General features: G+C 47.6%; 9 protein-coding genes and 1 pseudogene. 6 read left to right on the forward strand and 4 right to left on the reverse strand.

Annotated features, from left to right (window positions below; translation table 11 throughout):
• Positions 1–53: 53 nt before the first annotated feature.
• Complete coding sequence (gene metG / locus O71_RS13035; RefSeq protein WP_007657514.1) at positions 54–2,093, reverse strand: methionine--tRNA ligase; 2,040 nt, start codon at positions 2,091–2,093, stop codon at positions 54–56.
• A gap of 162 nt (positions 2,094–2,255) precedes the next feature.
• On the opposite strand from metG, the gene O71_RS13040 reads away from it, so the two are divergent.
• On the forward strand, positions 2,256–2,510 hold the full coding sequence (locus tag O71_RS13040; protein WP_007657516.1) for a hypothetical protein: 255 nt from the start codon (positions 2,256–2,258) through the stop codon (positions 2,508–2,510).
• Positions 2,511–2,553: 43 nt separating this feature from the next.
• Here O71_RS13040 and O71_RS23920 read toward each other — a convergent pair whose 3' ends face one another.
• From O71_RS23920 to msrB, 3 genes are all read right to left on the reverse strand, one after another.
• The gene (locus O71_RS23920; RefSeq protein ID WP_143731781.1) at positions 2,554–2,889 is read right to left on the reverse strand and encodes a hypothetical protein; all 336 of its coding nucleotides are present in this window, start codon (positions 2,887–2,889) and stop codon (positions 2,554–2,556) included.
• 90 nt (positions 2,890–2,979) lie between these two features.
• On the reverse strand, positions 2,980–3,195 hold the full coding sequence (locus O71_RS13045) for a hypothetical protein (protein ID WP_007657519.1): 216 nt from the start codon (positions 3,193–3,195) through the stop codon (positions 2,980–2,982).
• Between the two features lie 129 nt (positions 3,196–3,324).
• Entirely contained in the window at positions 3,325–3,873 is a 549-nt protein-coding gene (gene msrB / locus O71_RS13050) for a peptide-methionine (R)-S-oxide reductase MsrB (protein ID WP_007657520.1), read from the reverse strand.
• A 213-nt stretch (positions 3,874–4,086) separates the two neighbouring features.
• Between msrB and typA the strand changes: the two genes are divergently transcribed.
• From typA to O71_RS25685, 5 genes and pseudogenes are all read left to right on the forward strand, one after another.
• Complete coding sequence (typA, locus tag O71_RS13055; RefSeq protein WP_007657521.1) at positions 4,087–5,898, forward strand: translational GTPase TypA; 1,812 nt, start codon at positions 4,087–4,089, stop codon at positions 5,896–5,898.
• A 618-nt stretch (positions 5,899–6,516) separates the two neighbouring features.
• Complete coding sequence (locus O71_RS13060) at positions 6,517–7,542, forward strand: lamin tail domain-containing protein (protein ID WP_081490499.1); 1,026 nt, start codon at positions 6,517–6,519, stop codon at positions 7,540–7,542.
• A gap of 68 nt (positions 7,543–7,610) precedes the next feature.
• Entirely contained in the window at positions 7,611–9,341 is a 1,731-nt protein-coding gene (locus O71_RS13065) for a CotH kinase family protein (RefSeq protein WP_007657523.1), read from the forward strand.
• Between the two features lie 11 nt (positions 9,342–9,352).
• A complete protein-coding gene (locus tag O71_RS13070; protein WP_007657524.1) occupies positions 9,353–10,057 on the forward strand; it encodes a T9SS type A sorting domain-containing protein in 705 nt (234 codons plus the stop codon).
• Between the two features lie 253 nt (positions 10,058–10,310).
• Positions 10,311–10,571 (forward strand): annotated as a pseudogene (locus O71_RS25685) (hypothetical protein); the annotation flags it as partial.

Here is a 10,571-nt window from a genome sequence, read left to right on the forward strand (position 1 = left end):
GCCCTTGCCTGTTTCAATAGGCAAGGGCTTTTTATGTGTCGGGCAGGTATAGCTTAGCTTACCGTACCACCATTCATGACCTCTTTGCTTGGTTGTACAAAGGCTAGCGAACCATCTGCATTTTCGGCCATCAGGATCATACCCTGACTGGTGATGCCTTTGATCTCGCGCGGCGCCAGGTTCACGAGGATGCTCACCTGCTGCCCGATGATCTCCTCTGGATTGAAGAACTCGGCTATTCCGCTCACCACGGTGCGCTGGTCTATACCTGTGTCGATCTTCAGCTTCAGGAGTTTCTTGGTCTTGGCCACTTTCTCCGCTTCTATGATCGTACCGATACGGATGTCCATCTTGGTGAAGTCCTCAAAGTTGATGTTCTCCTTGGCTGGCTCGACAACGGCATTGGCCGCTTCGTTAGCTTTCTTGGTGTCGAGCAGTTTCTGTACCTGCGCTTCTACGGCGGCGTCTTCGATTTTCTCGAACATCAGCTCCGGCGTACCGATCACGTGGCCGGCTGGCAGCAGCTCAGCGGCACCGGCATCAGCCCATTTGCCTTGGTTCATGCTCAGCATAGAGCGCAGTTTAGCAGCAGACTCTGGGAGGAAAGGCTCCATCAGGATGCTCAGACTGCCTGAGATCTGCAGTGCGATGTTCATGATGGTTTTCACGCGCTCCTCGTCCGTCTTGATCAGTTTCCAGGGCTCGGTGTCGGCCAGGTACTTGTTACCCAGACGGGCTAGGTTCATGAGTTCGCTAAGAGCATCGCGGAAGCGGTAGCGCTCGATATAGGTGGCGATCACCATTGGCATACCTTCCAGCACGCCCAGTACCTCCTTATCGTAGTCCTGCAGCTCGCCGCGGGCCGGTACCTCGCCGTTGTAGTACTTTTGGGTAAGCACTACAGCACGGTTGATAAAGTTACCCAGAATGGCCAGCAACTCGTTGTTGTTGCGGGCCTGGTAGTCTTTCCACGTGAAATCGTTGTCTTTGCTCTCCGGTGCGTTCGCGCACAAGGTATAGCGCAGCACATCGCCTTTGCCCGGGAACTCCTCGAGGTACTCGTGCAGCCACACCGCCCAGTTGCGGGAAGTGGAGATCTTGTCGCCTTCCAGGTTCAGGAACTCATTGGCCGGCACATTGTCTGGCAGCACATAGTCGCCGTGTGCCTTAAGCATGCTCGGGAAGATGATGCAGTGGAACACGATGTTATCTTTGCCAATGAAGTGCACCAGCTTCGACTCCGGATCTTTCCAGTAGGTTTCCCAGTCCGGCGTCAGATCTTTGGTGGCCGAAATGTAACCGATCGGCGCATCAAACCACACATAAAGCACCTTGCCTTCTGCCCCTTCTACCGGTACCGGCACGCCCCAGTCAAGGTCGCGGGTAACGGCACGCGGCTGCAAGCCCTGGTCGATCCAGCTCTTACACTGGCCGTAAACGTTGGGCTTCCAGTCGCCTTTGTGGCCTTCCACGATCCACTCGCGCAGCCAGGGCTCGTACTCGTTCAGCGGCAGATACCAGTGCTTGGTCTCACGCATTACCGGCACAGCGCCGCTCAGCGTGCTTTTCGGGTTGATCAGGTCAGTCGCATTAAGGGAAGTACCGCAGCTCTCGCACTGGTCGCCATAGGCGTTCTCGTTGCCACATTTCGGGCAAGTGCCCACGATGTAGCGGTCAGCCAGGAATTGCTGGGCTTTCTCGTCGTAGTACTGCTGCGTGGTCTGCTCGATGAACTTCCCGTCATTGTACAGCTTCAGGAAAAAATCAGAAGCCGTTTCGTGGTGCGTTTTAGAGGAGGTGCGGGAGTAGATGTCAAAGGACACGTTAAAATCCTCGAACGATTTCTTGATTAGCTCGTGGTACTTGTCCACGGCCTGTTGCGGTGTGATGCCCTCTTTCTTGGCGCGGATAGTGATCGGCACCCCGTGCTCGTCGGAGCCGCAGATGAATTTCACGTCTCGGCCCTGCGAGCGCAGGTAGCGCACATAGATGTCAGCCGGCAGGTATACGCCCGCCAGGTGCCCGATATGCACCGGACCATTGGCGTAAGGCAACGCTGCCGTTACAGTATATCGTTTATAGTTTTCAGCCATAGTCTTTGTAAAAACGCAAATATACAAATACCCGTTGGATTGATAGGCTACACTGTCCCTATTCCAAAAAAATGGCAGGTATAAACTGACTAGCCCGTCACTTTTACGTAAACGGTAGACCGGCTATACCTGTATCATCAAGAACTCAATCACCTGAAGTATATGAAGAACAAAGATAATTTTCACGAAAAGAAAAATGACAGCGGCCATCTGGGCGAGGACAAGGACAGAAATAAAGTAAGCAAGAACCTTGCTCCCAAAGGCACTGACCGTGAGTCAGAGAACACACCACCCGGTAATGAAGTTTATGTAGACCTGGAGCCAGACGAATTGCACCTGGCCGATGAGGAAGATGAAGTGGAAGACGTGAGCGACCTGCGCAGCAAAGACAAGGATAAAGACAAAAAGAAAAAATAAACAAGAAGCGCTGCCTGAAAGGGCAGCGCTTCTTGTTTATACCTTAGTTATTATTGCCAACCGGCGGCCTGGTAGGAAGTATACGCAGGACTCGGTGCCGTGTGGAATCCACTGGGGCATGGGGCAGTTGCAGCGGTCTTACTTCGGGAGGCAGGTTAACTGGTGCATTCCGATCGTACTCTTCAATATTGCGCTTGCGATTTATATCGCTTGCCTGCTCATACATTTGCCTACGTACCGGATCACCTTCGCTAACTCTGACCCGCTGCGTATGACCAGGATCAGGAGGTAAAGTACCTCTCCCTCCTTCCGATAGCGACGTACAGCTCATGGCCCCCAGCAGCACGATGCCCCCTATCCAGCTTCTATACCTTTTCATCTTGTTTCATCTTAAAATAGTAAAATAAAGATGTCGATTAAAACACCCTATACTATGTATACGGATGAAAAAGTATAAAAGAACGTACTCTTAATTATTATCCTTCAGGTTCTGCTGACCAACCTGTGTGAGCATTAGCCCCTCGGGTGCCGGCGTTACCCAGGCCAGTTTGGCCAGGTGGTGCTCAGCCTCTTTCTGCACATCTTTGTATTTAGGGTAGCGTTCCTGCAGGTATGGGTATAGCTCCTGGTACGACAGCACGCTGCCAGCCTCTATGTTATGTTCCCTGAAGGCACCATGATGCACTGCGCCACATTTTCTATATTATCCGCTTTCGGAGTGTAGTTTGTTCATGTCTGTTGTCTCGTTAGTGTTGGATAGAAAATACGGGGTATGTGAGTCAAGAGTTGAAAGTTAAGACTCAAGAGTAAAACCCTACTCCGCTTTTATGAACCCAAGTGCTACCGAGTTGAGGCAGTAGCGCAGGCCGGTGGGCTTGGGTCCGTCGTCGAATACGTGGCCCAGGTGTCCGCCGCAGCGACCGCAGACTACTTCGGTGCGCACCATGCCCATGCTACGGTCAGCTACTTCACGCACGTTCTTAGACGAAATCGGTCTGAAAAAACTCGGCCAGCCTGTGCCGGAGTCGAACTTCGTGTCAGAGGTGAATACTTCATTTCCGCAGGCGGCGCAGGTATAGACGCCTTTTTCTTTGTGATCATTGTACTTGCCACTGAAGGCCCGCTCTGTTCCTTTTTGCCGCAGCACATAATACTGAGCCGGCGTAAGTTGCTTTTTCCACTCCGCTTCGGTTTTGTTGATCTCGTAAGTTTGCTTTGATTTCTTTGAGTTGTCGTTTTGGGTGGCACTTACATCCCCCGATCCTGCCACAATGGCCTCAGAATCGGTGATGGGTTGGTCCTGTTGTCCGCAGGCGGGTAGGCTCAGCAGCAACAGCAAGGTATAGATATAAAACATTTTCATACAGTTATTTACGTAGTACGAGAGCAAAAAACAGGCCCCTTTTGATTATTTTATACCTAATTGAACAAAGCCAGCACACATAATGTTTGCTCCATAACCTCAGTCATCATGCTGAGAGAGAAGATTTAATAATTACCTAACCTGTTTATTTCGAGCGGACTACTGTAAATGCGAAGGCTTTTTCATACCTTTGCACCTCGAAAAATCAATTCAATGCAAAATATTCGAAATATCGCGATTATCGCACACGTAGACCACGGCAAGACAACGCTCGTGGACAAAATCATCCACGCTTCAAAGCTATTTGCTGACCACCAGCACTTTGACGACCTCATTCTGGACAACAATGACCTGGAGCGCGAGCGCGGTATCACGATCGTTTCCAAGAACGTATCGGTTCGTTACAAGGATGTTAAGATCAACATCATCGACACACCTGGTCACGCCGACTTCGGCGGTGAGGTAGAGCGTGTACTGAAGATGGCTGACGGTGTACTCCTTTTGGTGGATGCCTTCGAAGGTGCCATGCCACAGACACGTTTCGTACTGGGCAAGGCGATTCAGCTTGGTCTTAAGCCGATCGTAGTAGTAAACAAAGTAGACAAAGAAAACTGCCGTCCGGACGAAGTGCACGAGCAGGTGTTCGACCTGATGTTCAACCTGGAGGCAACTGAAGACCAGCTGGACTTCACGACGCTGTACGGTTCTTCTAAGCAGGGCTGGATGAGCACTGACTGGACGCAACCAACTGATAACATCACGCCACTGTTGGATGCCATCATCGATGTGATCCCTGCTGCCCCTTACCGTGAAGGTTCACCGCAGATGCAGATCACTTCGCTTGACTACTCTTCTTTTGTGGGTCGTATCGCTATCGGTCGTGTGCACCGTGGTACGCTGAAAGAAGGTATGCCGATTAGCTTGATGAAAGCGGACGGTTCTATCAAGAAAGGCCGTATCAAGGAGCTTCAGGTTTTTGAAGGCCTTGGCAAGAAGGCCGTACAGGAAGTATCTGCCGGCGAAATCTGCGCCGTGACAGGTATAGAAGGTTTCGACATCGGTGACACAATCGCTGATGCTGAGAACCCGGAAGCACTGGCCCGTATCTCGATTGACGAGCCAACCATGAACATGCTCTTCACGATCAACAACTCTCCTTTCTTTGGTAAAGAGGGTAAGTTCGTGACGTCGCGCCACCTGCGTGACCGCCTGTTCAAAGAAACTGAGAAAAACCTGGCCCTGCGCGTACAGGAAACCGACCGTGAAGATACCTTCCTGGTATTCGGTCGCGGTATCCTGCACTTGTCAGTACTGATCGAGACGATGCGTCGTGAAGGTTACGAACTGCAGGTAGGTCAGCCACAGGTAATCTATAAAGAAATTGACGGCCAGCGCCACGAGCCAATCGAGCACCTGGTAGTAGATGTTCCGGAAGAGACTGCCGGTAAGGTAATCGAGCTGGTGTCGATGCGTAAAGGCGAACTAACGATCATGGAGCCTAAGGGCGACCTCCAGCACCTGGAGTTCAACATCCCGGCGCGTGGTCTAATCGGTCTGCGTAACAACGTGCTGACTGCCACTGCTGGTGAGGCTATCATGAACCACCGTTTCCTGGCTTACGAGCCATACAAAGGCGCTATACCTGGCCGTAACAACGGTTCTATCATTTCGATGGAAACAGGCCCGGGCACAGCTTACTCTATCGACAAGCTGCAGGACCGTGGTGTGTTCTTCGTTGATCCGGGTGTAGAGGTATACATGGGTCAGGTAATTGGTGAGCACAACCGCCAGAACGATATCACGGTGAACATCCAGAAGGGCAAGAAGCTGACAAACATGCGTGCTTCCGGTTCTGACGACAACACCAAGATCGCTCCTGCCAAGAACTTCTCGCTTGAAGAAGCCATGGAATACATCCAGAAGGATGAGTACCTGGAGGTGACGCCAAAGAGCCTGCGTATGCGCAAGATCTACCTCGACGAGAACGAGCGTAACCGCATGAGCAAGAAAGAAGAAGTAGCGTAGGTATAGCCCGCTCTCAATTATAAAGCCCCGGCTGATTAAGTTCAGTCGGGGCTTTTTGTTTAACGAGTTCAACCTGTTCCTTCATTGCTGCCACCCTGCTCCTTGGCCGACAACAACTAATCGAACCCAGGCGACTAGCGACACTTGGCAAAACCTGAGGACTGTTGAAATCTTATGACCTAAATAACCTGGCGCAAGACAAGCCTGACTGGGGCAGACAGCGACATCAAGCGCATCGTACCACCGGGCGGGAGAACGACGATAATCTCTGCTATAGGCATTTACTGTTCTGATAGAAGCTGACAAAGCGCATTGGAATTGCACTGGATGTGGAGGCAAATTTAATGCCTTAGGATTTCAAGGCCGGAAAGGATACGGCACTTGGGCAGGGTATAAAATCAGTTGCAATTGAGTGAAAGTAAACGTCAGTCTACAGACCAATTTAATAAACTGATTATTAATGCCTTATAAAATAAATAATGGCATAACATCCACTAAACGATACAAAGATGTATTTAAATACTATTTTTGTATACTCTCCGCAAGCAGCTCATCTCTTATAAGTTATAATGCAGTTTTTGCAACTTATAACCTTATGCTATTTATCAGACATTCCTGATGAATACATCACTATACATTATCTACAAACTAATAGCTTTTAATTATTCACTTAATCGCCCTGAAATGCAAAAAACTTTTACGAAGACATTACTTACCTTAATTGCCCTATTAACCTTTTACTTACCTGCCAATTCGCAGGATATTGTCATTAACGAGATCATGTCTTCCAACAAAAATACGATCTCAAACAGTGCTGAAAGCGCAGATGACTGGGTAGAACTGTACAATAAGTCGGATGAAGACATTAACCTGGAAGGGTACTTTCTTTCAGACAATCCGAATAAACCTAAAAAGTGGTCTTTCCCTGCCGTAACAATAGCTGCAAAATCAAGACTTCTGGTTTGGGCTTCAGAACGTTCAGACATAGAAAACGAGATTCATGCTGACTTTAAGATCAGCAAAGAAGGTGAAACGCTAGTACTCTCTGACCCTGATGGGAACGTAGTTGATCAGGCTGCCGCTGTTTTCATACCCGAGGACATATCATACGGCAGATACCCTGACGGAGGGGATAACTGGCACTTCTTTGACGCTGCCACACCTCAAGCGCAAAATACTAATCCGGTTCAAACAGTTGTATTGAACGAGATTATGGCTTCTAACAAAACTACTATCACCAACGCGGCTGGTGATTACGAGGACTGGATAGAGCTTTATAACAATGGTGAGCTACCTGTTAACCTGGCTGGCTTCTATCTTTCTGATAAGGCATCAAATCCTTTACAATGGAAATTTCCCCAGGTTATTATAGAACCTGGCCAGTTCCTGCTGGTTTGGGCTGCCGATGCAGGAAGTGAGGACGAACTGTTCACTATCTTTAAGCTGGGCAAAGACGGAGAGAATGTACTGCTAAGCAATATGGATGGTGAGTTGGTTGACCGCTTCGATGCTATTGAACTGGGAGATGATGTAAGTTATGGCCGCTATCCGGATGGGGGTGATTTGCTTGCCATCATTACAACTCCTACCCCTGGCGCAGCAATGTATATGAAGAACCTGAGGCTCCAATATATGCCGGAGTAGCCGAAGTACACATCACAACAGAAGGCAACAAAGTCATTGACTCGAAAGAAGAGCGCATCTTGGCCGATATGGTTGTTAAGAATAGTAAAAGCTCAAATTATCCTGCAAAAGGTCTGTATAACGGTAAGGTCGGAATAAGAGGCAGAGGCAATTCATCATGGTGGTATTTCCCTAAGAAGCCCTACAGCATCGAGCTGTGGAACGAAGACCAGAAAGGTATTGATGCAGCCATACTTGACATGCCGGCAGAAGAAGACTGGGCTCTTATCGCCAATTATTCTGATAAGTCACTCATGCGTAATTACATCGCCTATACCTTCAGCAACATGATCGGTACATATGCACCCAAAGCTCGCTTTGTAGATGTGTACATGAACGAGGATTACATAGGCAATTACCTGCTGACTGAGAATATCAAAAGAGGGTCAGACAGAGTGCCGATCAAGAAACTATCAGACAAAGCTGGTGATCAGGAAGAGCCCGCGATCTCAGGTGGTTACCTTCTTGAGCTCACACCTAAAGAAAGAATTACTGGCCAGAACTACCTGACAACTGATAGAACTAAACTATCTTTTGAGTATAAGTCGCCAAAGGATGATGAGATTACAGAGGCGCAGATAACCTGGATTACCAACTATCTGAATGAGTTCGAAGATGCATTGTTTGGACCCGATTTTGCAGACCCAGAAAAAGGATATGCGAAGTATATCGATGCCGACTCATTTATTGACTGGATTTTGATCAATGAATTAGCCAGAAATAATGATGCAGACCTCAACTCGAGTGTGTATGTGTACAAAGACAGAAATGAAAAGTTAAAACTCGGCCCTGTATGGGACTTTGACATTGGGTTTGGCAATGTTGATTATACCGATAATTGGAAGACAGAGGGTTGGTTCTTAAACCATGCGTCCTGGTTCGAGCAACTGTTCAAGGATGAGGTGTTTCTTGAGAAGTATGTGAACCGCTGGAAAGAGATCAAGCCACAGGTTGATCAGCTGCCTGCTCTGATTGATGTTACAGCCGAAATGTTGGAAGAATCTGCAGCGCGCAACTTTGAAAAATGGCCTATCTTAGGCGAGTATGTTTGGCCAAATCAGGCTCCAATCCCTTCAACCTACCAAGGGGAAGTTGATAACCTTAAGAAGTGGATTACTGCACGAGCAGAATGGATCGATAACAACATTGATCATCTGAGAATAACGTCAGTTGCCACACCCCATAGCCTGGCATGTGAGCCTTATGAGTTTACTGAGTGGAGTGCCAGTTCAACTGCGGGCACTTTCCCGCCGAACATCAGCCTTCTCACCACTACTGAGAAAGACCCAACCCCAAGTGCTATCATGAACGGAGAGTGGAACCTGTCTTATGACCTCTCAAAAAGAAGTCGTCTCAACGGGTTGGGAGAAGATGGAGTTTCGTTTATCAACACCAGCGACTCTCAGGACAACACAACAGGTTTTGTCGGTGCAGCGATGCTATCGCTCAATACTGAGCAAATGAAAGACGTGGCTGTGTCCTGGACTGGAGGGACAGTAGCTGAAAACAACCGGATATATGCTCTTCGGATGCAGTACAGAGTGGGTGGTACTGGTGATTTCATAGATGTATTGGATGAAGAGGGTAACCCAATCGAGTATGTTCGAAATGAAACTGGTCATAGCCAACGATTTGAAGACATTCAACTGCCAGAAGAAACTGCTGACAAACCATTGGTACAGATCCTTTGGCGCTATTTCCAGGTATCCGCAGACATAAGTGGTAGTCGGGCTGAGCTTCGCTTGATGATATTCATGTAAAAGCGAACAATATGCTTGAGATTTCTTCAAAAGGAGATCTGACTGTATGCGCTGGTGAGACGGTAATTCTTGAAACATCACCCTATGAGAAAAACCTGGTTTGGCAACTGAATGGCCAGGATATTGAAGGCGCCATAGGAACTACCTTCGAAGCAAGTGCATCCGGCAATTATAGCTATACCTACACAACTGATGCGGGTTGTACTCTTACTTCTCCTGTTATGACCGTTAATATTCTGGAGCAACCTACAGCACCTGCAATAGTATTTGAAAACGGCGTATTACAGACCGATGTGGAAGGAAACGAATATATCTGGACACGTGATGGCGAGATGCTTGATGTTGTTAATTCAAGGATTGAGGAACCTCTGCCTGGAACTTATACAGTGCAAGTAGTGAATGAAACCGGATGCATATCTGAAGTTTCAGCACCATTCACTTACACCATCACCAGTTCCGAAAAAGAAAATGAACTTAAGCAGACACGCATCTATCCTAACCCTAGCCAAGGTGTGGTGTTTATAGCACCTTCTCAGAACTTAGTAAATGTTCATATTACCGTTACCGACGTAACTGGAAGAATTATACATGAAGAGAAGGTAAATCAGCTAACAGAAGTAAAGGAGCTGAATTTAACAAAAAATCAGAAGGGCTTATACTTTATCAACATCAGCAGTAACAATAGCAGCACAACTTTAAAGCTGTTGATGCAGTAAAAGCTGTCATTATTAATTTAAAGAGCGCCTGTAATTGAAAGATTACAGGCGCTCTTTTTTTGTACAGAAATAATGAGTTTGCACTGTTAGCTTAGCAACAAAATTACATCTACTTTAGTATCTACCATAAAAGTACACAGTACCCCTTTGCGCTTTTTACCTTAATCTATACTACTACAGCCATAGTAAAATATCTATGCATTTAACCTACTGTGCCCATAAGAACTTTATGGTTCGTCTATATAGCCTTTTAATGCTTCTGCTTCTTGCTTCATGCTCAGATCAACAATCAACCCCTGAAGCAAAAAAAATCTACCAGACAGAAAATGTAATTATTGTAGTCATTGATGGCCCACGATATTCTGAGACATGGGGGGATTCCACTTACAAGTACATCCCGATGATGGCTAACGAAATGGCCACTGAAGGCGTACTGTTCCAGAAGTTTTACAACTTAGGAGATACCTACACTAATCCCGGTCATACAGCTATTACAACTGGTATTAAACAGGAA

Source organism: Pontibacter sp. BAB1700 (assembly GCF_000277005.1).
In the GTDB taxonomy this organism is placed as follows: Bacteria; Bacteroidota; Bacteroidia; order Cytophagales; family Hymenobacteraceae; genus Pontibacter; species Pontibacter lucknowensis.